We start from the raw sequence: 22,748 nt of genomic DNA on the forward strand, positions 1-22,748 counted from the left end.
AGTACCGTCAACCGCTTCTCTAGGGGCGCGCCTCCTTCTTCCGGCGCGGCGGGCGCGTGGGCCGGTCGGGCTTGGAGGGCGTCGAGATCTCCTGCAGGGCCGCCGCAGCCTGGGCCTTGTGCGGCGCCTTGGTCGCGACGTCGCCCAGCGATACGACGCCGACAAGCTGCTTGTCGCGATCGATCACCATCAGCCGGCGCACCTGGGCCGAGCGCATGCGGTCCAAGGCGTGCTCGACGGGCTCATCCTCGAAGGCGAACAGCGGCTCGGCGCTCATGCAATCGGCGACCACATCTTCACCGGGCAGCGCGCCGACGGACACTCCACGCACGATGATATCGCGATCGGTGACGACACCGATCAGCTGCGCGCCGTCGCACACCGGCAGCGCGCCGACATTCAACTCTTCCATTCGCTGCGCCGCCTCCTGCAGGGACGCATCCGGCGCGATGGTCTCGACGTCGCGGGTCATCACTTCGGCTAGCTTCATGGCTTCCCTCCGTGGTCTGCCATCAGACATTGGCGAACCGGGGGTGAAGACGATGGCCGCAGCTTCAAAGTCACGGAAATGACACCGCGCGGCGATGGCAGGCCTGCAAGTTTCGGAGGCGCAGGCCCATATGCCGGTCAGTGTTGGATGCGCCTGACATTCGCAGCGTGCCGCAAGGACCTCGCGTCGCATGGGCACGGCATATGGACGCCCGGAGCGTGTTGATGCTCTGGCCACAGGCAGCAGGGAGCCCAATATGGTCATGCACGAGCGCGCAGATGGTGCGATCCGCGAACGCATGGGTCGCATCGCCGGTTGGTCGGCGGCCTTGCTGCTGGCGACGCTTCAACCGGCGTTGTCGCAGGATCTGGCATGGTCCGATGTCGATTGCAGCGCGTCGCGCCTCGCGGCCGCTGACGGCTTTCGCTGCCGCGCGACGCAGACTTACAGCCCCGGCGGCGGCTCACCCGGGACGTATCGGTTCTACACGGCCACTGCAACCACGGGCGAGGGGACGACGTATCTGTACCTGATGGAGGGCGTCGACGACCGGTCCTGGGTCCGCCTCAGCCGGCCGCTGACCGAGCAGCTCAGCCAATCCATACCGCTGGCGCGCGCCGCCACGGGCTGGTCCGAGGTGCGCCTGCACGCAGGCAGCGGCTATGCCTTGTTCACCGGCGAGAGCGGTGAGCGCTGCGTCGGATTCCGCAAGGCGGGGCCGGATCGTGGCGCCGGCCATGCCTGGGCGATTCTCGGCATTCGCTGTGCGCCCAAGGGACAGACGCTGGGCGACACCGACATCGCCGCGGCGATCGAATCGGCACGTGCAAAGTAGGCGCGGACGCCGAGTGTTGCATTTGGGCAACGCTCGCCGGGCATCATCGTGCGGTCTTGGTGATGCCTGCAACGTGCCGCAATCGCCATCCATCTAAGCCGACGCCGACATAAGCCGCGTGCTTGGTTGGCGGCAGCAATGGAGTAGGCGAATGAAGAGAGTTTTGGCGGTCCCCCTGATGATGGCAGCAGCCGCGTTGGCGCCGAGCCTTGCCCAGGCGCAGACCAACACCCCCGGGTTCTATGTCGGCGTCGAGGGCGGCTTGAACTGGCTCGATCTTCCGCGCACGTCGAGCGAGAAGCTGGGCTTCGGCCTCGGTGGCGTGGTGGGCTATGACTTCGTCGGACCGCGCCTCGAGCTCGAAGGCGTATGGCGCAAGAACAAGGCCGTCGGCCGCAACATCGATCAGTTCGGCGGCTTCGTGAACGGCTTGTACGATTTCACGTTCGAAGGCTCGCCGCTGTCACCGCATGTCGGCATCGGTGTCGGCGTCAATCACGTCGACAGCCGCGGCACGAAGTTCGCGATGCAGGGCATTGTCGGCGTGCGCTATCAGTTCGACAACGGCCTCTTCGCCAGCGCCGACTACAAGCTGGTCGATACGTTCGTCTCGGGCCGCGACATCTACGATCACAGCGCCATGCTGACGCTGGGCTACAAGTTCGGCCAGCCGGCGCGCGTCGAAGCGCCGCCGCCGGCGCCCGTGCCGGCCGCGCGCCAGAGCTACGTCGTGTTCTTCGACTTCGATCGCGCCGACATCACGCAGCCGGCGATGCAGACCATCCAGCAGGCGGCCGCGTCGGCGAAGGCCGGCAACCGCACGAGCTTGAGCGTCACCGGCCATGCCGACCGTTCAGGTGGCGACACCTACAACATGGCCTTGTCGATGCGGCGTGCCAACGCCGTGAAGGACGCGCTGGTGCGCCAGGGCATCTCTCCCGCCGCCATCCAGGTGCTGGCGCGCGGCGAGAGCGAGCCGCTGGTGCCGACCGCCGACGGCGTGCGCGAGCCGCAGAACCGGCGCGTCGAGATCGTGATCAACTAGCCTCCGGCTCGCAGCCGGACGAGAATGCGGCCGCGTGACGCGGCCGCATTCTTTTTGAGGTCAGCGTGGTCTGCCGTGACGATCAGGCAACCTCCCGGCTCTGCACGCCGGAAGGGTCGAGAAGGCCGACGACATCGAATTCCTTGGTCTGGCGCGGCCGGATGATCGCGGCTTGCGCCTCGGCGAGCTCGATGCCCGCCAGCACCTTGAACGGCGGCGCATGGCCCACCAGCAGCGTGCAGCGTCCGCCCGGCTCGCGGTTGGATACCAGGATCCGCAGCCGCTCGACCGCGGCGGCCTGCGCATTGGGGCTCTGGCTGGCGTGGTATTGCAGCTCGGGCATGATCTGCGCGGGGCGGCCGGTGACGAGCTGCGCGGTGTCGCGGCACCGGCAGAATGGGCTGCTGCCGATCTGGCCGTAGCGCACGTCGAGCCCTTTCAGGATCTGGCCGATCGCCGTTGCCTGCGTCTTGCCAGCCGGCGTGAGGTTGCTTTGCCACAGGCAGTCCTTGATGTCGCCCAGCGCCGGCTCAGGCTTGCCGTCGGACTGGGCGTGGCGCAGGTAGATCACATAGCCGCCGCGCCGCATGTCGGCGGCAAGGTCGCGTGTTGAGGCGCAGGAAGCGATGAACGGTGCGGGCAGCAGGGCGAGGAGCGAACGGCGATGCAGTGTCATCGTGGCGGTTGTTGGCGAGAGGGCGCGGCCAGTATGGAGCTTTCGCTGCCAGGACGGAACGGCGAATTCGCCGGCAGCGCCGACGCGCTCTCGATCACCGCTTCGGAGGCTGGCGGCGTGGTGCTGCGGTCGAGTCCCGCACGGCAAGGCGCGGCTCGAGGACGACAGCTTTCGTGCCGTCCGCCGGAGCGCGATCGCCGATGCGGCCAAGAAGACCGGAGACGGCGGCTTGCGCGATCGCAGCTGACGGCTGCATCACCACCGTAAGGCTCGGCCGGATGATGGAGGAGAACGGCAGGTCGTCGACGGCGACCACCGACAGGGCGTCCGGCACCCCAAGCGCGCGGTCCGAAATGGCGCGCAGCAGGCCGAGGGGGGGGGCGGCGACCAATGCCGAATGCGGGCAGGCCCTCCAAGGAAATCATTCTGCGACCGGCGAGGCCGGTCGCAGAATGGTGCCCGCTGCCGGGGTCGAACCGGCACGGCCTTGCGGCCTCGGGATTTTAAGTCCCGTATGTCTACCAGTTCCATCAAGCGGGCGCCGGCGCGCGCAACCTAGGGGCGCCGCCGTCGCTCTTCAAGAAGAACGGGGATGCATCCATCCACCCCAGGGATGGGCAGCATTCGCCCACTATCCGCGCGTGGCCGGGCGACCAGGCGCTGTTTCCTGCTCATTCCTGTTCACAAAAATGAGTGAGTGTTTGCATATTTTAGAAGAAGGTGGTAACAACGCCTTCCATTAAAGGAGGCGGTGATGATGGTGGAGCGCATGTTGAAGGTGGAAATTACCGGTGCGGTTCTTCCGTCCAACGCGCATGTGCGGGTGCCGTGCGGGGAATACATGGCAACCGAGATCAAGCAGCCATCGGCCGATGGCGGTGAAAGGCGGGCACGGCTGGACGAGCCGACGCCGCCCTGGCGCCTGCGGAAGATCGATGCCGAGGGGCGCCCGGTGCCGTCGGGGCCGGCTTTCGTCCTCACGTTCCGCGATCTGGCGGAATACATCGGCGCCAGGCACATGCGGGTGGTCGAGGGCGATTTCGTGTAAGCGGCAAGGGCGGCCCAGGCAGGCCCCACGGCAGGCATGGAGGCCCATTGGGGCCTCGCCGCAAGGCCTCACGCCGCCAGCGGATCGGCGCGGCTGACGATGGCGGCGGTGTCGACGCCCGGCGGCAGGGTGCCGAAGGCACGGCCGCTGTCGGCGGCGATGCGCGAGGCCAGGAACGCCTCGGCGACGGCGGCCGGCGCGTGCTGCACCAGCAGGGCGGCCTGCAGGGCCAGCGCCAAGCGCTCGACGAGGCGCCGGGCGCGGGTCTCGATGTTGGACAGGTCGGCCAGCTCCGCCTTGAGGGCGCCGACGAAGGCATCGAGGCGCGGGTCGCGGCCCTTGGCCAGCCCGACCTCGGCGAAATAGGTGGCCAGCGTCGCTGGATCACGGCCGACGGCGCGCAGCAGGTCGAGGCACTGCACGTTGCCGGAGCCCTCCCAGACCGAGTTCACCGGCGAATCGCGGTACAGGCGCGGCATGATGCTGTCCTCGACGAAGCCGTTGCCGCCGTGGCATTCCAGCGCTTCGTAGGCCACGGCCGGCGTGCGCTTGCAGATCCAGTACTTGGCGATGGGCGTCACGATGCGGGCGAAGCGGGCCTTGTCCTCGTCGCCCTCCTGCTCGTCGAAGGCGCGCGCCACGCGCAGCGACAGCACCGTCGCGGCCTCGGACTCGACCGCCAGGTCGGCCAGCACGTTGGTCATCAGCGGTTGCGCGATCAGGGCGCGGCCGAAGGCGGTGCGATCGCGGCAATGGTTGATGGCCTGCGCCACGGCGTGGCGGGTCACGGCGGTCGAGCCCAGGGCGCAATCCAGCCGCGTGTGGCGCACCATCTCGATGATCGTGGGCACGCCGCGGCCTTCCTCGCCCAGCAGCCAGCCGAAGGCACCGTGCAGCTCCACCTCCGAGGAGGCGTTGGAACGGTTGCCCAGCTTGTTCTTCAGGCGCTGGATGTGGAAGGCGTTGCGCGTGCCGTCGGGCCGCCAGCGCGGCATCAGGAAGCACGACAGGCCGCCGGGCGCCTGCGCCAGCACCAGGAAGGCATCGCACATCGGGGCCGAGCAGAACCATTTGTGGCCCACGATCTCGTAGCCGCTGCCCGGCCCGCGGTTGCCCAGCGGCGTCGCGCGGCTGGTGTTGGCGCGCACGTCGGAGCCGCCCTGCTTTTCAGTCATTGCCATGCCGATGGTGGCGGCACGCTTCTGCTCCACGGGCCGCGCCGCCGGATCATAGGCGCTGGCCAGGATGCGCGGCTCCCATGCGCGCGCGATGTCCGGCGTGCTGCGCAGGGCCGGGATCGACGCGAAGGTCATGGTGAGCGGGCAGGCCGGGCCATCGTTGGTCTGGTTGAAGGGGATGTAGAGGGCGGCGCGCGCGACATGGGCGCCGGGGCGCGGCTCGGTCCAGGGCAGGGCATGGATGCCCTCGTCGAACGCCAGGGCCATCAGGGCGTGGTAGCTGGGGTGGAACTCGACCTCGTCGATGCGCCGGCCGAAGCGGTCATGGGTCTTGAGCTGCGGGCTGAAGCGCTCGGCGAGCTCGGCATCGCGGATGGTGGCGGCGCCGCCGCAGCGAGCGCCGAAGGCGGTGGCGCGGTCACGGATCCAGCTGCCGCCTTCGCGTTCGACGGCCTCCACTAGCGCCTTGTCGCCCAGGAAGACGTTGTAGTCTTCCAGCGGCCGTGCCTGGTTGTCGACGCTGTGCGTCTCGAACGGCGCCGGGCTGGCGCTGGCTGGGCTGGCGTTCATGGTCATTTCTCCGATCCGGACAGGTAGGCGAGTCTACGCCACTCTCGTCGCGATCGGGAGTGTGCTTTGAGTATCCGCTCAAATCTGTTAGCGTAAGAGCAATTCTGGTATAGGGCCGACGGGCCGTGGAAAGAGGGAGACCGCGATGACTGCGGGTGGTGTCGTTCTACTGGTGTTTGCCGTGCTCGCTGTCGTGGTCGCGATCGTGCTGCTGTTCCAGGGCGTGCGCACGGTGCCGCAGGGCTGGGAGTGGACCATCGAGAAGTTCGGCCAGTACACCCGCGTGCTGCGGCCCGGCCTCAACTTCATGTTCCCGATCGTCGAGCGCGTCGGCGCCAAGATCAACATGCAGGAGTCGGTGCTCGATATCCCGCAGCAGCAGGTGATCACCAAGGACAACGCCATCGTCAGCGTCGACGCCGTGGCCTTCTACCAGGTGATCGATGCACGCGCTGCGGCCTACGAGGTGCGCAACCTGGTGCAGGCGATCACCAACCTGGCGCTGACGAACATCCGCAACGTGATGGGGAGCCTGGCGCTGGACGACGTGCTGTCCAAGCGCAACGAGATCAACGACCGGCTGCTGTCGGTGATCGACCACGCCACCAATGCCTGGGGCATCAAGGTGCTGCGCGTCGAGCTCAAGGACATCATCCCGCCGCAGGACATGGTGCAGGCCATGGCGCGGCAGATGAAGGCCGAACGCGACAAGAGGGCCCAGATCCTGGAAGCCGAGGGCGTGCGCGAGGCGCAAATCAAGCGGGCCGAGGGTGAGAAGCAGGCGGCGATCCTGTCGGCCGAAGGCCGACGCGAGGCGGCGTTCCGCGACGCCGAAGGGCGCGAGCGCGCGGCCGAAGCCGAAGCCAAGGCGACCCAGGTGGTGACCGCGGCCATCGGCAGCGGCGGCGCCCAGGCCATCAACTACTTCCTCGGCCAGAAATACGTCGAGGCGCTGCACGCCATGGGCTCGTCCAGCAACAGCAAGGTGTTCTTCCTGCCGATCGAGGCCACCGGCATCATGGGCACCCTGGGTGGGCTGGCCGAGCTCACCAAGGAGTCCCAGCTGCGTGGCGCTGCCGCGAGCGCCGTCACGGCCGCAACTGCCCTGCCGCCGTCGGCGCCGCCCGGCGGCGCGCCGGCACCCAGCGGGCCATGGAACCGCGGCTGAGCCGACAACTGGCCTGCCGCTGATGTCGGGGGAAAAGTGATGATCGTGTTCTGGTGGTGGTGGGCGGCCGCGGCGGTGCTGCTGGTCTGCGAGATGGCGCTGCCTGGCGTGATCTTCCTCTTCCTGGCCATCGGCGCCGTCCTGGTCGGCGTCGTCCTGCTGCTCGCGCCGTCAACCGGACTGGAGATCCAGCTTCTGATCTTTGCCGTCACCAGCGTTGGTGCCGCCCTGGGCCTGCGGCCGATCCTGGCGCAGCGGCTGCAGACCAAGGCCCACGCCACGCTCAATGCCCGTGCGGCCGCCCTGATCGGGCAGGTGGTGACCCTGGACGAGCCGATCATCAACGGCCGCGGGCGCGCCCGCGTCGCCGACGGCAGCTGGAACGTGCGCGGCCCCGACATGGTGGCCGGCGCCGAGGTGCGCATCGTGCGCGTCGAAGGCGCGGAGCTGGTGGTCGAGCCGGCGCGCTGACGGACGGGCCGGTTCTATCCGCCGATCAATCCTTTCTCGATCATGCAATGGATGCCCTTGTTGCCGTCGACCGTCTGCGTGACATGCAGGTCGGCGGCGAGGCTGCACAGCATGTAGGCGTCCTCGGCCGACAGCCCGGTCTTGCCGCGGATCAGGCGGATCATGTCGCGCAGCGCTTCCTTGGCGGCATCGTCGAGGTCGACGTCGAAGCCGTGGGTGATCCAGTGGGTCCTGGTCTCGCCGCGCGGGTTGTTCAGCTTCATGTCCTTGCGCACGGTGAAGCGGAAGGTGCCGGTGAGGCAGGTCTCCAGCGCCGTCAGGTTGACCTCGCCGTCGCCCTGCACGCCGTGACCATCGCCGGTGGAGAACAGCGCGCCCGGCGCGAACACCGGCAGGTAGATCGTGCTGCCGACACCCAGCTCCTTGTTGTCGATGTTGCCGCCGAAGGCACGCGGCTCGATCGAGCTGCACTGGCCCCATTCGGGCGGCGGTGCCACACCCATGATGCCGAAGAAGGGCTTGAGCGGGATCTCGGTGCCCCAGGGCATGGTGCAGACATTGCGGTTGGCCGAGATCGGGATGTGGGTCAGACGATAGGAGGGGAAGTCCTCGGGCAGGGTGCCCATCAGCGGCCGCTGCACGTTCCAGCCCCAGTCGGTGCGGAACTTGATGTCGAGCACGTCGACCTGCAGCGCATCGCCGCGCTCGGCGCCTTCGACGTGGACCGGGCCGGTCAGGATATGCCGGCCGATATGGGGCTTGCACGCGGCATGGATCTCGCGGTGCTCGGGCAGCACCGTGAAGGGCGGCGCCGGCAGGATGTCGGCCGGCCCCGACACGCACTCGATGGTGACCGTGTCGCCCGACTTCACCGTCACGGCCGGCCTGAGATTGGCATCGAAGTAGCCCCAATGCACGGTCTGAGGGGTCGTCTTCAGCAGGACGGTCATCGGCACAGCCTTCCGCGATGAAAGCAGCGGCCGATCCAAGCACGAAGCGCGCCGGCGTGATATAGGCGGGTCGATGAACTACCGTCACGGGTTTCATGCCGGCAACTTCGCCGACGTGCTCAAGCACGTCGCCTGGCTGGAGCTGCTGCGGCTGATGACAGCCAAGGACAAGGCCCTGCTGGTGCTGGACACGCATGCCGGCAGCGGCGGCTACGACCTTGGCGGCGAGCAGGCGGCGCGCACCGGCGAATGGCAGGACGGCATCGGCCGGCTGCTGGAGGCGCCGGCCGCGCCTGCGGTTGTGCGGCGTTATGTCGAGGCGGTGCGGACCTATGACCGCAAGTTCGGCCGCCACGCCGGGAAGCTGCGGCACTATCCCGGCTCGCCGCGCATCACCCGGCCGCTGCTGCGCGCCGGCGATCGCTGCGTGCTGTGCGAGGCGCATGCTGCCGAGGCGGCGCTGCTGAAGCGCGAGTTCTCGGGCGACAAGGCGATCGAGCTGCGCGCCGCCGACGGCTACGCCGCGCTCAAGGCGCTGCTGCCGCCGCCGGAACGGCGCGGCTTGGTGCTGATCGATCCGCCGTTCGAGAAGACCGACGAGTTCGAGCGCGTCGCACGGGCGCTGGCGCAGGCGCTGAAGCGCTTCGCCACCGGCGTCTATGCGCTGTGGTATCCGCTCAAGGACGCGGCTTCCGTCGCGGCGCTGCGGTCGGCTGTGGCCGCGCTCGCGCCGCGGGCGCTGGACATCGAGCTGGCCCTGGCCCGGCCGCTGCCGCCGGACGGCCTGCAGGCCAGCGGCATGATCATCGTCAATCCGCCCTGGACCTTCGACGAAGCATTGCAGCCGGCGGTGTCCTGGCTGGCGCAGGCGCTTGGCCACGATCCGAGCGCGCAGGGGACGCTGCGCTGGCTGGCGGGCGCGCCGTCCTGAGCCGTCGCCGACAGGTGAAGTGGATTTGACGCGTCTGGTGAATCCTGATCATGTCAGGCATGGCACAGCACGCGCCGCTCTCCTTGTTGCGGGCGTTTGAGGCTGCCGGACGCAGCGCGTCGTTCCGGGCGGCGGCGGCCGAGCTTCACCTGACACCCAGCGCCGTCAGCCATGCCATCCGCAAGCTCGAGCGCAACCTGGGCGCGACACTGTTCCAGCGCAACGGGCGCGCCGTGCAGCTGAGCCCCGAAGGCGAGACGCTGATGCGCCATATCGGCCGCGCCTTCGACGAGCTGCGCCGCGGCATGGAGATGGTCTCGACCCGCAGCCCGCGGCTCCTGCGCCTGCACTCGGCGCCCAGCTTCGCCGCCCAGTGGCTGACGCCGCGCCTGTCGCGTTTCCTGGCAGCCTATCCCGGCATCGAGATCCGCCTGTCGGCCGGCACCGACTACACCCGCTTCCTCACCGACGAGTTCGACGCCGATATCGTCTATGGGCCGCCGCGGCAGGAGGGGCTGGTCGTGCTGGCGCTGGGCGAGGAGACGATGACGCCGCTCTGCACGCCGCGGCTGGCCCGCACGATCCGCAAGCCGGCCGACCTGCTGCGCCACGTGCTGATCGAAAGCGACAACAAGCAGGTGCGCTGGCCGGCCTGGTTCGCGGCCAACGGCCTGGTGGCGCCGCTGCCGCACGGCACCCGCTTCGACCGCAGCTTCCTGGCGATCACGGCCGCCGCCGACGGGCTGGGCGTGGCCCTGGAATCGACGCGCCTGGCCGAGCGCGAGATCAAGGCCAAGCGCCTGGTGGCGCCGCTGGGCGGCCGCGCCGGCGATGTGCGTGATGTCGGGCACTTCCTGGTGTTCCCGCCGGCGGCGCGGCAGCGCCAGACGCTGCGCCTGTTCGTCTCGTGGCTGGGCGCCGAGCTGGGCCAGCGCTTCCAGCCTCTGGACTGACGACGTCGGCAGAACAGGGCGATACGCCCGCCGTCCGCATCCAGATGCACGGCCGGCTTCACATCGCGATCACTTTCTTCCCGCGCGCTCGTGATGCGCCGCGGTCATCCCGGCGGCGCATCGCCGCGTAGTGGGCACAGAGGCCGCGCCTGCAGCGGTCTCGTGCCTCGACGCAAGGGAGACCCGTTCATGTCCTCCATCATCGATACCGGCCGTCGCTCGCTGTTGCGGGCTTCTGGCACCGCTGTCCTGTCGGCCGCCGCCGTCGCGCTGCTGGCCGGCAGCGAACGCATGGCCGCGCAGGCCCAGGGCACGTCGCAGGCCAGCGACGTGCAGATCCTCAATGTTGCCCTCGGCCTGGAGCACGAGGCGATCAGCGCCTATGCGATCGCGGCCGGCAGCGGCCTGGTCAGCAAGGCGGTCCTGCCGGTGGCGGTGCAGTTCCAGGGCCACCACAAGGAGCATCGCGACGCCCTCATCGCCACGATCCGCAAGCTGGGCGGCATGCCGGTCGCGGCCAGGCCGGACGCCGAGGTCGCCACGGCGCTGAACGCCAAGGCGCTCAAGAGCCAGACCGACGTGCTGCGCCTGGCGCAGCGGCTAGAGCGTGGCGCCGCCAACGCCTATATCGGCGTCATCCCGTCGTTCAGCGACCGGGCGCTGGCGCAGGTCTCGGCCCGGCTGGCCAGCGACGAGACCATGCACTGGGTGGTGCTGAGCCAGGCGCTGGGCGACTCGCTGCCGCCCAAGGCGCTGTTCTTCGGCGCCTGACGTCCGGGGAGCGCCGGCTTCCAGCCGGCTCATGATCCGGCGCTTCGCGCCGATGCCGGCAGGATGCCGGCGCTCTCAGGGAAGACATCATGGACACGCTGCTCGCCTGCGCCGTCGTGGCGGTCTGTATGGGGCCGCAGCTTGCCGCCGTCGATGCCGATCGCGGCAAGGCGCTGTGGGAGGCCAAGTGCATCGGCTGCCACGCGCTCGACGCCAACCGCGTGGGACCGCTGCATCGCGGGGTGTTCGGCCGCAAGGCCGGCACCGCGCCCGGGTTCACCTATTCGGTCGCGGTCAGGAATGCGGGCTTCGTCTGGGACGAGACGCGGCTGGAGAAATGGCTGGCTGGCCCGGCGCAGTTCCTGCCGGGCAGCCGCATGGGCTTCTCGGTTGCCGACCCGGCCGACCGCGCCGATATCATCGCCTATCTGAAGAGCCTGTCGGGAGGCTGAGGGGTCAGAAGCTCACCAGCGCCAGCATCACCAGCGCGACCAGGGTGAGCACGACCAGCAGCGGCAGGCTGGCCAGCCAGCGGGTGCCCAGTGGCAGGGTGTCCCAATGGCGGAACGCCACGACGAAGGCCCAGACGGCGGCGACGAAGCCGGATAGCCAGAACAACAACGCCAGCAGGCTGCCGGTCTGGGCCTCGCTGGCGTTGCCAAGGCTGGCGCTGACGAACGCCACCGGAACGGCGGCGACGAAGAGGGCGACCGACCAGACCGCAATGCTGCGGACCCGCCGGGCGCGCCGGACCGTGTCGCCGCCGGCTGCGCCGCCCGGGGGCGGCGCAGCGGCTTCAGCCACCGAACTTGCCGGCGGCGCGCAGTTCCTCGGCGCCGGCATCGAGCGCAGCGCGCAGGCGGCTGAACAGCTCGTCGATCTCAGCCGGCTGGATGATCAGCGGCGGGCAGATCGCGATGCGGTCACCCATGTTGCGCACGATCAGGCCGCGCTCCTGCGCATGCCTGGCGACGGTCGCGCCAGCGCTGGTCACCGGCTCGATGACCGCCTTGGTCTTCTTGTCGCCGACCAGCTCGACGGCCCCGACCATGCCCACGCCCATCGCCTCGCCGACCAGCGGATGATCGGCCAGCGCCTTGAGGTGGCGCTGGAACGGCTCCGACATGCGCCTTGCATGGCCGAAGAGATCCATCTCGTCGTAGATCTTCTGGGTCTCCAGCGCCACGGCCGCCGCCACCGGATGGCCGGAATAGGTGAAGCCGTGGCCAAAGGTGCCGATCTTGTCGCTTTCGGTCTTCAGCGCCTGGTAGACGCGTTCGTTCACCATCACGGCCGAGATCGGCAGGAACGACGCCGACAGCGCCTTGGCGCAGCTCAGGATGTCGGGCTCGATGCCCAGGGTCTGGCAGCCCCAGACATTGCCGGTGCGGCCGAAGCCGCAGATCACCTCGTCGGCGACGAACAGCACGTCATACTTCTTCAGCACCGCCTGGATCTTGGCGTAGTAGGTGCGCGGCGGCACGATGACGCCGCCGGCGCCCAGCACCGGCTCGCAGAACATCGCCGCGACGGTGTCGGGGCCTTCCTTGAGGATGAGCTGCTCAAGCTCCTCGGCGCAGCGCGTCGCGAACTGCTCCTCGGTCTCGCCGTCCTGCGCGAAGCGGTAGTGATGCGGACAGCTGGTGTGCAGGATGTTCGCGATCGGCAGGTCGAAGGAGCGATGGTTGGCGGGCAGGCCGGTGAGGCTGGCGGCGGCGACGGTGACGCCGTGATAGCCCTTGATGCGGCTGATGATCTTCTTCTTCGCCGGCCGGCCCAGCGCGTTGTTCATGTACCACACCATCTTCACGACGGTGTCGTTGGCCTCGGAGCCTGAGTTGGCGAAGAACACCTTCGACATCGGCACCGGCGCCATCGCCAGCAGCTTCTCGGCGAGGTTGATGGCCGGCTCGTGGCTGCGGTGGTTGAACGAGTGGTAGAAGGGCAGCTGCCGCATCTGCTCGTAGGCGACGCGGGCCAGCCGCTCGTTGTCGAAGCCCAGCGCCGCCGACCACAGGCCGGCCAGGCCCTCGATATACTCCTTGCCGTCGTCGTCGGTGACGTACACGCCCTTGCCGCGAACGATCGTGAGCGGTCCCTCCGACTCGTGCTTCTTCAAGTTCGTGTAGGGATGCAGATGCGCAGCGATGTCGCGCGCCGCGTTGGAGTTGCCACGCAGCGAGCGGGTGATTTCGTTCATGACGCCTGGTCCTTTCTCGCGATGCTCCCGGCGTGCGGTTGCCGGGACCGGCCGGCCGCGCGCACTCGAATGCCGCAGTCGATGCTACCGTCGCCATGCTCGCCGTGTCCACCGGCACCGGCTCATGGTTGATCCGCGCTGCCCGAGCGTTTGGCCGGCCCGGAAACCCGGGATGGGCGGCCTGTAGCGGCGTTGGCCGGCGGTTTGCAATGCAAACGGCGTGACGTGGCGGCGACGCGGCGTGGGTGGCAGTGGAGACGGCAGTGTTGTGCAGGAATCGGTTGTTCACTTATCGGGTGGGGGCGTTTTCGATGGGAATTTCAACAGCTTGCCGGGGCACGTCCGCGTGCCGGCCGGCCGTCTCTCATTGACGGCCGTGGTCGAGCAATGCTCTTATGATGAAAATGCGTTTCGACGCAGAGAGTTGTGTTGGGAGGGAGATCAAGAATGAAGGCCGATATCCGTCGTTGGGCCCTGGCTGGGGTTGCAGCGCTGGCGCTGAGCCTGGGGGCGGCGCCTGCCGTCGATGCCAAGACGTTCAAATGGGCCAACGCGGGCGATGTCAGCTCGATGGACCCGTACTATCGCAACGAGACGTTCCTGCTGGCGTTCCTGGAGAACATCTACGAGCCGCTGATGCGGCGTGACGAGAGCCTGGGCCTCGAGCCGGCGCTGGCCATGAAGTGGGGCCAGATTTCGCCCACCACGTGGTTCTTCGACCTGCGGTCGGGCGTGAAGTTCCACGACGGCTCGCCCTTCACCGCCGCCGACGTGGTGTTCTCGCTGAACCGCGCCAGCAGCGGCGGCTCGAACATGAAGGGCTACTTCACCTCGGTGAAGGCGATCCGCAAGGTGAACGACCTGCGCGTCGAGGTCGACACCGCCTATCCCGACCCGCTGCTCGCATCGAAATGGGCGCAGATCCTGATCATGTCCAAGGCCTGGGCGGAGAAGAACAACGCCACCGTGGCCGCCGACGCCACCAAGAACGAGGAGACCTTCGCCACCCGCAACGCCATGGGCACCGGGCCCTTCATGCTGAAGGAGCGCCGCGCCGGCGAGAAGACGATCCTCGTGCCCAACCCCAGCTGGTGGGACAAGCCGAAGCACAACCTCACCGAGGTGATCTTCACGCCAGTGACCAATCCGGCGACCCGGGTGGCGGCGCTGAAGGCCGGCGACATCGACATGATGTACGAGGTGCCGCCGCAGGACACCGACAACCTGAAGAAGGACCCCAACATCAAGGTGATCGAGGGGCCCGAGACCCGCATCGTCTATCTGGGCTTCGACCACGAGCGCAAGGAGCTGCTGGAATCCAACATCAAGGGCAAGAACCCGTTCCAGGACAAGCGGGTGCGCGAGGCGTTCTACCGCTCCATCGACGTCGAGGCCATCAAGCGCACGGTCATGCGCGGCCAGTCCTTCCCGACCGCCCTGATGGTGGCGCCGGGCATCAACGGCTACGTCAAGGATCTCGACAAGCGCCCATCGCTGCTGAAGCCTGAGGAGGCCAAGAAGCTGCTGGCCGAGGCCGGCTATCCCAACGGCTTCGAGGTCGGCATGGATTGCCCCAACGACCGCTACGTCAACGACGAGAAGATATGCCAGGCGGTCGTGGCGATGCTGGCGCGCATCGGCGTCAAGGTGAACCTGCTGGCCCAGACCCGCAGCAAGTACTTCACCAAGATCCTGCGCAAGGCCGATTTCGGCCCGGGTGACACCAGCTTCTACATGCTGGGCTGGTCGCCGGCGGCCACATATGACGTGCACAACGTCTTCGAGTCGCTGCTGCAGACGCCCAACAAGGATACCAAGAAGGGCTCCTTCAACGTCAGCGGCTATTCCAACAAGAAGCTCGACGAGCTGGCCGACAAGATGGAGGGCGAGTCCGACAAGGCCAAGCGGGATGCCATGATCCGCGAGGCGACCAAGCTCTATACCGAGGACTACGCCTATATCCCGCTGCACCAGCAGGCGGTGATCTGGGCGGCGCGCAAGAACATCACCCTGCACCAGCCGGCCGACAACCGCTTCCCGCTGCGCTTCGTGCAGGTGAAGTGATCCGGTTTCCGGGCCCTTCCCGTGGAGGGGCCCGGCGTGCCGATGCGCCTTCCGGCCGCGCGTCGCAGCGGCTGTCCCTGGCGCGTTTCCTGCTAGTCCCGTGCGCGTCCGGCGTGGTTAACTCCGGCATGCTCACGGGCACACGAGTCCAAAGCCCTCGATGCTGATCTTCATTCTCCGCCGCCTGGCTCAATCGGTCGCCGTGCTGCTCGCGGTCGGGCTGGTGGCGTTCACGCTGTTCCGCTATGTCGGCGATCCGATCAACGCCATGGTCGGCCAGGATACGTCGATCCAGGAGCGCGAGGAGCTGCGCGAGCGGTTGGGATTGAACGACCCGGCGCCGGTGCAGTTCGCCCATTTCATCATCAACAGCGTGCAGGGCAAGTTCGGGCTGAGCTACCGCACCTCGGAGCCGGTCGGCCGCATGATCCTGGAGCGTCTGCCGGCGACCATGGAGCTGGCCTTTGTCGCGGCGCTGTTCTCGCTATGCGTCGGCGTGCCGATGGGGGTCTGGACCGGCCTCTATCCGCGACATTGGAGCAGCCGCGTCCTGCAGGCTGCATCGTTGATCGGTGTGTCGCTGCCCACCTTCCTGATCGGCATCCTGCTGATCCTGGTCTTCGCCGTCATACTGGGCGTGCTGCCCTCGTTCGGACGCGGCGACACCGTGGCGTTCGGCTGGTGGACCTCGGGCTTCTTCACCTTCTCCGGCCTGAAGGCGCTGATCCTGCCCTCCATCACGCTGGGCCTCTTCCAGCTGACCCTGATCATGCGCCTGGTGCGCTCGGAGATGCTGGAGGTGATGCGCACCGACTACATCAAGTTCGCGCGGGCCCGCGGGCTGACCAACCGGGCCGTCAACTTCGGCCACGCGCTCAAGAACACCCTGGTGCCGGTGATCACCATCGCCGGCCTGCAGCTGGGTGGGATCATCGCCTTCGCCATCGTCACCGAGACCGTCTTCAGCTGGCCCGGCATGGGCCAGCTCTTCGTGCAGTCGGTGCAGTTCGCCGACATCCCCGTGATGGCCGCCTACCTGCTGCTGGTGGCGTTCTTCTTCGTCGCCATCAACCTGGCCGTCGACCTGCTGTACTACGCCGTCGACCCGCGGCTGCGCGGCGGCATGGCGACACAGGCCGCGCGGGGGCATTGACCGTGGCCGTTGCCGATTTCATGCGGCGCGTCGCCGACAGCGACATCTGGTACAGCTTCAAGTCGTCGCGGGTGGTGGTGGGCGCCACGGTGGTGACGGTCTTCATCATCCTGGCGGCTTTCCTGTCGCCGATCCTGGCGCCGCACACACCGTTCGATCCGGCCACGCTCAACCTGTCCGACGCGCTCAAGCCGCCGGTGATGTTCGGCGACGACGCCGACTGGAGCTTCCTGCTGGGCACCGACGAGCAGGGGCGTGACGTGCTGTCCTCAATCATGTACGGCACGCGGCTGTCGCTGGTCGTGGGCATCGCCGCCACCGCCTTCGCGATGGTGCTGGGCATCGCGCTGGGCCTGATCAGCGGCTATGTCGGCGGCGCCGTCGATGCCTTCATCATGCGCCTGGCCGATGTGCAGCTCACCTTTCCGGCCCTGCTGGTGGCGCTGCTGATCGACGGGGTAGTGCGCGGCCTGATCTCGGTGCAGCGCCACGACGAGATCGCGCTTTACGTCATCGTCGGCGCCATCGGGCTGAGCTTCTGGGTGCAGTACGCGCGCACCGTGCGCGGCTCGGTGCTGGTCGAGAAGGGCAAGGAATACGTGCAGGCGGCGCGCGTGATCGGCCTGTCGCCGGTCCTGATCATGGTGCGCCACGTGCTGCCCAACGTCATGGGGCCGGTGCTGGTGATCGCCACCATCAACCTGGGCCTGGCGATCCTGACCGAGGCGACGCTGTCGTTCCTGGGTGTCGGCCTGCCGTCGACCCAGCCGTCGCTGGGCACGCTGATCCGCCTGGGCAACGACGTGCTGCTGTCGGGGACGTGGTGGATCGTGATCTTCCCCGGCGTCACGCTCGCCGCCCTGGTGCTGGCCGTGAACCTGCTGGGCGACTGGCTGCGCGATGCGCTGAACCCGAAGCTGCGATGAGGATGGGTGCATGACGACGGGGCCCAACGCACCGCTGCTGGAGGTACGCAACCTGAGGGTCGAGTTTCCGACCCGGCGCGGTACGCTGGTCGCCGTCGACGACGTATCCTTCGATATCGCCCCGGGCGAGGTGCTGGGGGTGGTGGGCGAGTCGGGAGCCGGCAAGTCGCTGACCGGCGCCGCCATCATCGGCCTGCTGGAGCCGCCCGGCCGCATCGCATCCGGCGAGATCCGCCTCGGCGGCGAGCGCATCGACAACCTGCCCTATGAGAAGATGCGGCGTATCCGCGGCGCCAAGATCGGTGCCATCTTCCAGGATCCGCTGACCAGCCTCAATCCGCTGTACACCGTCGGCCGGCAGATCGTGGAGACGATTCAGACGCATCTGCCGATGTCGGGCGCCGCGGCGCGGGCCCGCGCCATCGAGCTGCTGAAGGAGGTCGGCATCCCGGGGGCGGAGCTGCGCATCGACCACTACCCGCACCAGTTCTCGGGCGGGATGCGCCAGCGGGTGGTGATCGCGCTGGCCCTGTGCGCCAACCCGCGGCTGATCGTGGCCGACGAGCCCACGACGGCGCTGGACGTGTCGATCCAGGCCCAGATCATCGCGCTGCTGAAGAAGCTGTGCCGCGAGCACCGCACGGCGGTGATGCTGGTGACCCACGACATGGGCGTCATCGCCGAGACCGCCGACCGCGTCGCGGTGATGTATGCCGGCCGCCTGGCCGAGATCGGCCCGGTGCGCGACGTGGTCAAGAACGCGGCCCATCCCTATACCAGCGGCCTGATGGGCTCGATCCCGGCGATCGGCGAGCGCGGCCATCGCCTGACGCAGATCGAAGGCGCCATGCCGCGGCTCACAGAGATCCCGCCGGGCTGCGCCTTCAATCCGCGCTGCCCGAGGGTGGGCCAGCGCTGCCTGCGCGAGCGGCCCGAGCTGATGGCGGCCCGCGCCACGCGGGCGGCGTGCTGGCTCTACGATCCGGCCGGCGTCGGGTCGGCGTTGCAGCGGGAGGCGGCCCATGCCTGAATCGGCCGTGCCGGTGACGCGGCCCGCCGCCCGGGGCGCGGCGCAGCCGCTGGTGCGGCTCAGCGGCCTGAAGCGCCACTTCGACGTCTCGCCGCCATGGTTGGCGCGGGTGCTGGAGGGCAAGCCGCGCGCCGTCGTGCAGGCGGTGGAGGGCATCGACATCGAGATCGCGCCTGGCGAGACCTTCTCCCTCGTCGGCGAATCGGGCTGCGGCAAGTCGACGGTGGCGCGGCTGGTGGTGGGGCTCTACCCGCCGACCGCCGGCCATATCGAGTTCGACGGCGCCGACATGGGCGCGCGGCGCAGCGGATCGGACATGTCGGCAATCCGCCGCCGCATGCAGATGATCTTCCAGGATCCCTACGCCAGCCTGAACCCGCGCTGGCGGGTGTTCGACATCATCGCCGAGCCGATCCGCGCCTTCCGCCTGGCCTCGTCCAGCGACGAGATCCGCCAGCGCGTCGAGGGGCTGCTGCGACAGGTGCGGCTGACGCCGGCCGATGGCGTGAAGTTCCCGCACGAGTTCTCCGGTGGCCAGCGTCAGCGCATCTCGATCGCGCGGGCCTTGGCCAGCCGGCCCGAGTTCCTGGTGTGCGACGAGCCGACCTCGGCGCTCGACGTCTCGGTCCAGGCGCAGATCCTCAACCTGATGATGGAGCTGCAGCGCGACTTCGGGCTGACCTATCTCTTCATCTCGCACAACCTTGCGGTGGTCTATCACATCAGCACGCGGGTGGGCGTGATGTACCTGGGCCGCCTGGTCGAGGTGGCGCCGACCGATGCGCTGTTCCGCCGGCCCCGGCATCCCTATACGCGCATGCTGCTGGACACCATCCCCGACCTCGAGATGACCGGTCGACAGCGCATGCCGGTGGCGGGCGAGGTGCCGAGCCCGATCAACCCGCCCAGCGGTTGCGCCTTCCATCCGCGCTGCCCGTTCGCCAACGAGCGCTGCAAGCGCGAGCGCCCCGACCTGCTCGAGGCCGAAGGCACGCGCGTCGCCTGCCACGCGGTGGCGGAGGGCCGCCTGCCGGCCGAGGAGCGCAGCTACGCCGCGCGGTGAGGGGTGATTTTTATCAACGAAGACTTTCTTGCTTCGATCGCAGGGTACCTACGCCAAATCCCACGGATTGACTATCGACGCGCCGCTGTCGTCGAAGTCGGCGACGTTGCGAGTCACGACGATGAGGTCGTGCACAATGGCCGTCGCCGCGATCAGGCCGTCGGCGTCGCCACGCGGCCGCCGGGCTGTGAGGCGGCCCCATTCAACGGCGATCTGATCGGTGATCGGCAGGATGCGGTCGCCGTGATCATGGCGCAGCTTGCGCAGCCACTCGGCGAGATGGGCGGCGGTTCGCGGGTCTGATTTCTGCTTCAGCGCGATGCCGCGTGATATCTCGCCCAGCGTGATGACGCTGAGATGCACGCTCTGCGGGTCGACGGATCGCAGCCACGAGACGGCTTTGCGCGTGCCGCGCCGGGCCTCGGAGACGACGTTGGTGTCGACGAGGTACATCAGAAGGCAGGATCGCGGCTGGGGGCCTTGACGCGCGCTGTAACCGCTTCGACGAAATCGTCGTCCCACCGTGGCCCGTCGAGGAGCGCATCGACGAGGGTCGGTCGGGCGGCTCGCAGGGAATCGTAGTCTTCTGCCGACAGGACGACGACCGCGCGCTCGCCGCGCACGGTGACGACCTGCGGTCCTTGGGTGCGCGCCTGCTGCACCACCTTGGAGAATTTGTTCTTGGCATCCTGGAGCTGCCAAGCCATGAGAGGGCTCCTAGCTAGACGGTCTAGCTAGATTGGGTGCACACGTCCCGCATGTCAATGGGCCTTGTGTCCCCGGAACCCGCTGCCGCGGGGACGCGCGTCAGCAGCCGCACGGCGTTCTCGATCAGCCGGTGGCCGATGTCCGGCGACGTCATCACCGACTCGGGATGGAACTGCACCGCCGCCATCGGCAGGCGGGTATGCTCGATTGCCATGACGACGCCGTCCGATGTCTCCGCTGTCACGACCAGATCCTTCGGCATCGCCGCGCGGTGCGCGTGGATGGAATGATAGCGGCCGACGGTGAAGCGGCGCGGCAATCCTTCAAAGAGCCTGCCGCCCAGCACGCGCACCTCGGACGGCTTGCCGTGCATGGGCGTGGCCAGCAGGTCCAGGACGCCGCCGCAGTATTCGACCATGCCCTGCAGGCCCAGGCAGACGCCGAACACCGGCAGCCCGCGTCTCGTCGCCAGAGCCAGCGTCTCGTTCATCGCGAAGTCGGCGGGCCTGCCCGGTCCGGGCGACAGCAGCACGATATCGACCGGCTGGTTGCCCGCCAGGGTCTCGCGGGCAAATTCCGGCCGCTGCGTGATCACGTCGGCGCCGGTTGCCCGGATGTAGTTGCCCAGCGTGTGGACGAAGCTGTCCTCGTGGTCGATCAGCAGCACGCGGATGCCGCGCGCCGCGGGCGCGCGCGCCGGGGCGGGCGCGGCCCCGTTGGCGCCGGCGTTGATCGCCGCGAACATCGCCGACGCCTTCAGCCGGGTCTCGGCCTCCTCCTCGTGCGGGTCGCTGTCGTGCAGCAGCGTGGCGCCGGCGCGCACCTCCGCGATGCCGTTCTTCATGCGCACCGTTCGCAGCGTCAGGCCGGTGTTCATGCTGCCGTTGAACATCGTTGCGCCGATGGCGCCGCCATACCAGCGGCGCGCGCTCTTTTCCTCGGCCTCGACAAAGCGGATGGCCCATGGCTTCGGCGCGCCCGTGACGGTGACGGCCCAGGCGTGGGAGAGGAAGGCGTCGAGGGCATCGAACTCGGGACGGAGAATGCCTTCCACATGATCGACGGTGTGGATAAGCCTCGAATACATCTCGATCTGGCGCCGCCCGATGACACGCACGCTGCCCGCTTCGCACACCCGCGACTTGTCGTTGCGGTCGACATCCGTGCACATCGTCAGCTCGGCTTCGTCCTTGGCGGAGTTCAGCAGTTCGCGAATGCGCTCGGCATCCTCGATGGCGTCGCTGCCGCGGCGGATGGTGCCTGAGATGGGGCAGGTCTCGACACGATTGCCCTCGACGCGAACGAACATCTCGGGCGAAGCGGCGACCAGGAACTCGCCGTCGCCCAGGTTCATCAACGCCCCGTACGGTGCCGGATTGGTCTGCCTCAGGCGCTCGAAGATCTCACTGGGCTGATCGCGGCAGGGAGCGCAGAGCAGCTGGCCGAGCACGACCTCGAACAGGTCGCCACGGGCGAAGGCTTCGCGCGCACGCTCCACCATGGCGGCGTACTCGCCCGGTGCGTGGTCGCTCTCGGCGGGAGCATCGCCGACGATTTCCGTCATGTAGGGATCGTCGCCACCGGCGCGCGCCAGCCCCGTCGTCGAGCGCGTGGCGGCCGTGAAGTCGTAGCGGCAGCGCGTCGAAACCTGGCGCATGTGATCGACGATCAGCAGCTCGTCCGGCAGGAACAGCACGAGGTCGCGCTGATCGGCCGCGCGCGGCAGGCGCAGCGCCATCGGCTCGAACTGGAACACGAGGTCGTAGCCGAAGGCGCCATAAAGTCCGAGGTGACTGTCCTGCGCGGCCCCGAACAGTTCCGTGATCGCCCGCAGGATCGAGAACACACTCGGCTGGCGGCTGCGCGCCTCTTCGGCGAAGCGGCCTGCCGGAGTACGAATGGAGCCCTCGATCCAGCCGGTCCGCACGTCGAGGGTCGCGATCGCGTCCAGTCCATGCAGATGGTCTGCCACGACCTGCACCAGGACCTCGCCCCGCCGGTTCAGTCCCCGGATGGAGAAGTCGCGGCCCTTGGCTTCCAGCACCAGGGGTGGATCGACGAAGCCGATGTCCCAGCGGGTGTAGCGCCCGGGGAACTCGAAGCTGGAGGACAGCAGCGCGCCGCGGCGGCGGTCCAATGCCCGCGCCAGCGCATCGGTGCCGCCGGGATAGGGCAGCGCCTGGACGTCGCGGTGGACCAGGATGCCGCCACGGGTTTGGTATTGATCACCGGCCATCGAGCCAACTCCTCGGGTTCGGCCGTCCCGAGGTCGGATGCATGTTCGCCGGAAATACGAAGCCGCCCCGATCCCGGGACGGCCTGTTGAAAGATGCGCAAATCGGCCGTCCCTTACTGGATCGGCCGCCACCAACGTGCAGTGAGAGCGGAATTGCGCATGCGCGGAAGCTACAGGACCGCGTCGCTGGCGGCAAGCGGGTTGCCGGAGAGGGGGCGGCAAATTCGCAGTTGCCGGTACCTCACGGTGCCAGGAATGCGTGTGCTCCGCTTGACGCCGGGA

Annotated in this window: 24 protein-coding genes and 1 tRNA gene; 14 read left to right on the top strand and 11 right to left on the bottom strand. The window is 68.3% G+C overall.

The annotated features are described in order from the left end of the window. Positions 1-19: 19 nt before the first annotated feature. Entirely contained in the window at positions 20-490 is a 471-nt protein-coding gene (locus tag FHP25_RS11695; protein WP_147847114.1) for a CBS domain-containing protein, read from the bottom strand. A gap of 256 nt (positions 491-746) precedes the next feature. Here FHP25_RS11695 and FHP25_RS11700 point away from each other — a divergent pair, with 256 nt between their 5' ends. Together FHP25_RS11700 and FHP25_RS11705 are read left to right on the top strand one after the other, a co-directional pair. Then, on the top strand, positions 747-1,325 hold the full coding sequence (locus FHP25_RS11700; protein ID WP_147847115.1) for a hypothetical protein: 579 nt from the start codon (positions 747-749) through the stop codon (positions 1,323-1,325). A gap of 151 nt (positions 1,326-1,476) precedes the next feature. Then, complete coding sequence (locus FHP25_RS11705) at positions 1,477-2,370, top strand: OmpA family protein (protein WP_231712301.1); 894 nt, start codon at positions 1,477-1,479, stop codon at positions 2,368-2,370. An 82-nt stretch (positions 2,371-2,452) separates the two neighbouring features. Here the strand turns inward: FHP25_RS11705 and FHP25_RS11710 are convergent, their stop codons facing one another. The 3 genes from FHP25_RS11710 to FHP25_RS11720 all read right to left on the bottom strand — a co-directional run bounded on the left by FHP25_RS11710 (position 2,453) and on the right by FHP25_RS11720 (position 3,586). After that, positions 2,453-3,046 carry a histidine phosphatase family protein gene (locus FHP25_RS11710; protein WP_147847116.1) on the bottom strand — a complete coding sequence of 198 codons (594 nt, stop codon included), beginning with the start codon at positions 3,044-3,046 and terminating at the stop codon, positions 2,453-2,455. Positions 3,047-3,140: 94 nt separating this feature from the next. Next, positions 3,141-3,437 carry a substrate-binding domain-containing protein gene (locus FHP25_RS11715; RefSeq protein ID WP_147847117.1) on the bottom strand — a complete coding sequence of 99 codons (297 nt, stop codon included), beginning with the start codon at positions 3,435-3,437 and terminating at the stop codon, positions 3,141-3,143. A gap of 62 nt (positions 3,438-3,499) precedes the next feature. Further along, positions 3,500-3,586: transfer RNA gene (locus FHP25_RS11720), tRNA-Leu, on the bottom strand. A 214-nt stretch (positions 3,587-3,800) separates the two neighbouring features. On the opposite strand from FHP25_RS11720, the gene FHP25_RS11725 reads away from it, so the two are divergent. Beyond that, positions 3,801-4,094 carry a hypothetical protein gene (locus FHP25_RS11725; RefSeq protein ID WP_147847118.1) on the top strand — a complete coding sequence of 98 codons (294 nt, stop codon included), beginning with the start codon at positions 3,801-3,803 and terminating at the stop codon, positions 4,092-4,094. 68 nt (positions 4,095-4,162) lie between these two features. Here FHP25_RS11725 and FHP25_RS11730 read toward each other — a convergent pair whose 3' ends face one another. After that, positions 4,163-5,842, bottom strand: a complete 1,680-nt coding sequence (locus tag FHP25_RS11730) for an acyl-CoA dehydrogenase family protein (protein WP_147847119.1) — start codon at positions 5,840-5,842, stop codon at positions 4,163-4,165. A gap of 145 nt (positions 5,843-5,987) precedes the next feature. On the opposite strand from FHP25_RS11730, the gene FHP25_RS11735 reads away from it, so the two are divergent. Both FHP25_RS11735 and FHP25_RS11740 read left to right on the top strand, forming a co-directional pair. Continuing rightward, entirely contained in the window at positions 5,988-7,010 is a 1,023-nt protein-coding gene (locus FHP25_RS11735; RefSeq protein WP_147847120.1) for an SPFH domain-containing protein, read from the top strand. 39 nt (positions 7,011-7,049) lie between these two features. Further along, positions 7,050-7,481: an NfeD family protein gene (locus FHP25_RS11740; protein ID WP_147847121.1), complete on the top strand. Its 432-nt coding sequence runs from the start codon at positions 7,050-7,052 to the stop codon at positions 7,479-7,481. Positions 7,482-7,495: 14 nt separating this feature from the next. On the opposite strand, the gene FHP25_RS11745 is transcribed toward FHP25_RS11740, so the two are convergent. Further along, positions 7,496-8,431: an acetamidase/formamidase family protein gene (locus FHP25_RS11745; RefSeq protein WP_147847122.1), complete on the bottom strand. Its 936-nt coding sequence runs from the start codon at positions 8,429-8,431 to the stop codon at positions 7,496-7,498. 73 nt (positions 8,432-8,504) lie between these two features. Between FHP25_RS11745 and FHP25_RS11750 the strand changes: the two genes are divergently transcribed. From FHP25_RS11750 to FHP25_RS11765, 4 genes are all read left to right on the top strand, one after another. After that, the gene (locus FHP25_RS11750) at positions 8,505-9,362 is read left to right on the top strand and encodes a 23S rRNA (adenine(2030)-N(6))-methyltransferase RlmJ (RefSeq protein WP_147847123.1); all 858 of its coding nucleotides are present in this window, start codon (positions 8,505-8,507) and stop codon (positions 9,360-9,362) included. A 59-nt stretch (positions 9,363-9,421) separates the two neighbouring features. Further along, positions 9,422-10,315 carry a LysR substrate-binding domain-containing protein gene (locus FHP25_RS11755; protein ID WP_147847124.1) on the top strand — a complete coding sequence of 298 codons (894 nt, stop codon included), beginning with the start codon at positions 9,422-9,424 and terminating at the stop codon, positions 10,313-10,315. Positions 10,316-10,504: 189 nt separating this feature from the next. Further along, entirely contained in the window at positions 10,505-11,086 is a 582-nt protein-coding gene (locus tag FHP25_RS11760; protein WP_147847125.1) for a ferritin-like domain-containing protein, read from the top strand. Between the two features lie 89 nt (positions 11,087-11,175). Next, entirely contained in the window at positions 11,176-11,538 is a 363-nt protein-coding gene (locus tag FHP25_RS11765; protein ID WP_147847126.1) for a c-type cytochrome, read from the top strand. Positions 11,539-11,542: 4 nt separating this feature from the next. Here the strand turns inward: FHP25_RS11765 and FHP25_RS11770 are convergent, their stop codons facing one another. After that, positions 11,543-11,890, bottom strand: coding sequence for a hypothetical protein (locus FHP25_RS11770; RefSeq protein ID WP_147847127.1), 348 nt, complete (start codon positions 11,888-11,890; stop codon positions 11,543-11,545). Further along, positions 11,883-13,286: an aspartate aminotransferase family protein gene (locus tag FHP25_RS11775; RefSeq protein WP_147847128.1), complete on the bottom strand. Its 1,404-nt coding sequence runs from the start codon at positions 13,284-13,286 to the stop codon at positions 11,883-11,885. Before FHP25_RS11775 ends, FHP25_RS11770 begins: the two co-directional genes overlap by 8 nt. 447 nt (positions 13,287-13,733) lie before the next feature. Here FHP25_RS11775 and FHP25_RS11780 point away from each other — a divergent pair, with 447 nt between their 5' ends. From FHP25_RS11780 to FHP25_RS11800, 5 genes are all read left to right on the top strand, one after another. After that, positions 13,734-15,350 (top strand): ABC transporter substrate-binding protein, encoded by a 1,617-nt coding sequence (locus FHP25_RS11780; protein ID WP_147847129.1) that lies wholly within the window; start codon positions 13,734-13,736, stop codon positions 15,348-15,350. Positions 15,351-15,510: 160 nt separating this feature from the next. After that, positions 15,511-16,503, top strand: coding sequence for an ABC transporter permease (locus FHP25_RS11785; protein ID WP_147847130.1), 993 nt, complete (start codon positions 15,511-15,513; stop codon positions 16,501-16,503). A gap of 20 nt (positions 16,504-16,523) precedes the next feature. Further along, complete coding sequence (locus FHP25_RS11790) at positions 16,524-17,429, top strand: ABC transporter permease (protein ID WP_147847256.1); 906 nt, start codon at positions 16,524-16,526, stop codon at positions 17,427-17,429. Between the two features lie 10 nt (positions 17,430-17,439). Then, positions 17,440-18,459, top strand: coding sequence for an ABC transporter ATP-binding protein (locus FHP25_RS11795; protein ID WP_147847131.1), 1,020 nt, complete (start codon positions 17,440-17,442; stop codon positions 18,457-18,459). Then, the gene (locus FHP25_RS11800; RefSeq protein WP_147847132.1) at positions 18,452-19,522 is read left to right on the top strand and encodes an ABC transporter ATP-binding protein; all 1,071 of its coding nucleotides are present in this window, start codon (positions 18,452-18,454) and stop codon (positions 19,520-19,522) included. The genes FHP25_RS11795 and FHP25_RS11800 overlap by 8 nt, the downstream gene beginning before the upstream one ends. Positions 19,523-19,570: 48 nt before the next feature. Here the strand turns inward: FHP25_RS11800 and FHP25_RS11805 are convergent, their stop codons facing one another. From FHP25_RS11805 to FHP25_RS11815, 3 genes are read right to left on the bottom strand one after another with little or no spacing between them, the layout of a single operon-like run. After that, positions 19,571-19,975 (bottom strand): type II toxin-antitoxin system VapC family toxin, encoded by a 405-nt coding sequence (locus FHP25_RS11805; protein ID WP_147847133.1) that lies wholly within the window; start codon positions 19,973-19,975, stop codon positions 19,571-19,573. Beyond that, positions 19,975-20,229, bottom strand: a complete 255-nt coding sequence (locus FHP25_RS11810; protein WP_147847134.1) for a type II toxin-antitoxin system Phd/YefM family antitoxin — start codon at positions 20,227-20,229, stop codon at positions 19,975-19,977. The genes FHP25_RS11805 and FHP25_RS11810 overlap by 1 nt, the downstream gene beginning before the upstream one ends. A 23-nt stretch (positions 20,230-20,252) precedes the next feature. Then, positions 20,253-22,466 (bottom strand): anthranilate synthase component I, encoded by a 2,214-nt coding sequence (locus FHP25_RS11815; RefSeq protein ID WP_147847135.1) that lies wholly within the window; start codon positions 22,464-22,466, stop codon positions 20,253-20,255. Between the last annotated feature and the right edge of the window lie 282 nt (positions 22,467-22,748).

It is taken from the genome of Vineibacter terrae (assembly GCF_008039615.1).
Classification (GTDB): domain Bacteria; phylum Pseudomonadota; class Alphaproteobacteria; order Reyranellales; family Reyranellaceae; genus Vineibacter; species Vineibacter terrae.

Bases quoted from the DNA above. Each gene is read 5' to 3' on its own strand.
- FHP25_RS11800 (WP_147847132.1), top strand. From the start codon at position 18,452: ATGCCTGAATCGGCCGTGCCGGTGACGCGGCCCGCCGCCCGGGGCGCG.
- FHP25_RS11750 (WP_147847123.1), top strand. From the start codon at position 8,505: ATGAACTACCGTCACGGGTTTCATGCCGGCAACTTCGCCGACGTGCTC.
- FHP25_RS11695 (WP_147847114.1), bottom strand. From the start codon at position 490: ATGAAGCTAGCCGAAGTGATGACCCGCGACGTCGAGACCATCGCGCCG.
- FHP25_RS11815 (WP_147847135.1), bottom strand. From the start codon at position 22,466: ATGGCCGGTGATCAATACCAAACCCGTGGCGGCATCCTGGTCCACCGC.
- FHP25_RS11790 (WP_147847256.1), top strand. From the start codon at position 16,524: ATGCGGCGCGTCGCCGACAGCGACATCTGGTACAGCTTCAAGTCGTCG.
- FHP25_RS11755 (WP_147847124.1), top strand. From the start codon at position 9,422: ATGGCACAGCACGCGCCGCTCTCCTTGTTGCGGGCGTTTGAGGCTGCC.
- FHP25_RS11805 (WP_147847133.1), bottom strand. From the start codon at position 19,975: ATGTACCTCGTCGACACCAACGTCGTCTCCGAGGCCCGGCGCGGCACG.
- FHP25_RS11775 (WP_147847128.1), bottom strand. From the start codon at position 13,286: ATGAACGAAATCACCCGCTCGCTGCGTGGCAACTCCAACGCGGCGCGC.
- FHP25_RS11710 (WP_147847116.1), bottom strand. From the start codon at position 3,046: ATGACACTGCATCGCCGTTCGCTCCTCGCCCTGCTGCCCGCACCGTTC.
- FHP25_RS11740 (WP_147847121.1), top strand. From the start codon at position 7,050: ATGATCGTGTTCTGGTGGTGGTGGGCGGCCGCGGCGGTGCTGCTGGTC.
- FHP25_RS11765 (WP_147847126.1), top strand. From the start codon at position 11,176: ATGGACACGCTGCTCGCCTGCGCCGTCGTGGCGGTCTGTATGGGGCCG.
- FHP25_RS11760 (WP_147847125.1), top strand. From the start codon at position 10,505: ATGTCCTCCATCATCGATACCGGCCGTCGCTCGCTGTTGCGGGCTTCT.
- FHP25_RS11745 (WP_147847122.1), bottom strand. From the start codon at position 8,431: ATGACCGTCCTGCTGAAGACGACCCCTCAGACCGTGCATTGGGGCTAC.
- FHP25_RS11705 (WP_231712301.1), top strand. From the start codon at position 1,477: ATGAAGAGAGTTTTGGCGGTCCCCCTGATGATGGCAGCAGCCGCGTTG.
- FHP25_RS11785 (WP_147847130.1), top strand. From the start codon at position 15,511: ATGCTGATCTTCATTCTCCGCCGCCTGGCTCAATCGGTCGCCGTGCTG.
- FHP25_RS11780 (WP_147847129.1), top strand. From the start codon at position 13,734: ATGAAGGCCGATATCCGTCGTTGGGCCCTGGCTGGGGTTGCAGCGCTG.
- FHP25_RS11730 (WP_147847119.1), bottom strand. From the start codon at position 5,842: ATGAACGCCAGCCCAGCCAGCGCCAGCCCGGCGCCGTTCGAGACGCAC.
- FHP25_RS11810 (WP_147847134.1), bottom strand. From the start codon at position 20,229: ATGGCTTGGCAGCTCCAGGATGCCAAGAACAAATTCTCCAAGGTGGTG.
- FHP25_RS11735 (WP_147847120.1), top strand. From the start codon at position 5,988: ATGACTGCGGGTGGTGTCGTTCTACTGGTGTTTGCCGTGCTCGCTGTC.
- FHP25_RS11725 (WP_147847118.1), top strand. From the start codon at position 3,801: ATGATGGTGGAGCGCATGTTGAAGGTGGAAATTACCGGTGCGGTTCTT.
- FHP25_RS11700 (WP_147847115.1), top strand. From the start codon at position 747: ATGGTCATGCACGAGCGCGCAGATGGTGCGATCCGCGAACGCATGGGT.
- FHP25_RS11795 (WP_147847131.1), top strand. From the start codon at position 17,440: ATGACGACGGGGCCCAACGCACCGCTGCTGGAGGTACGCAACCTGAGG.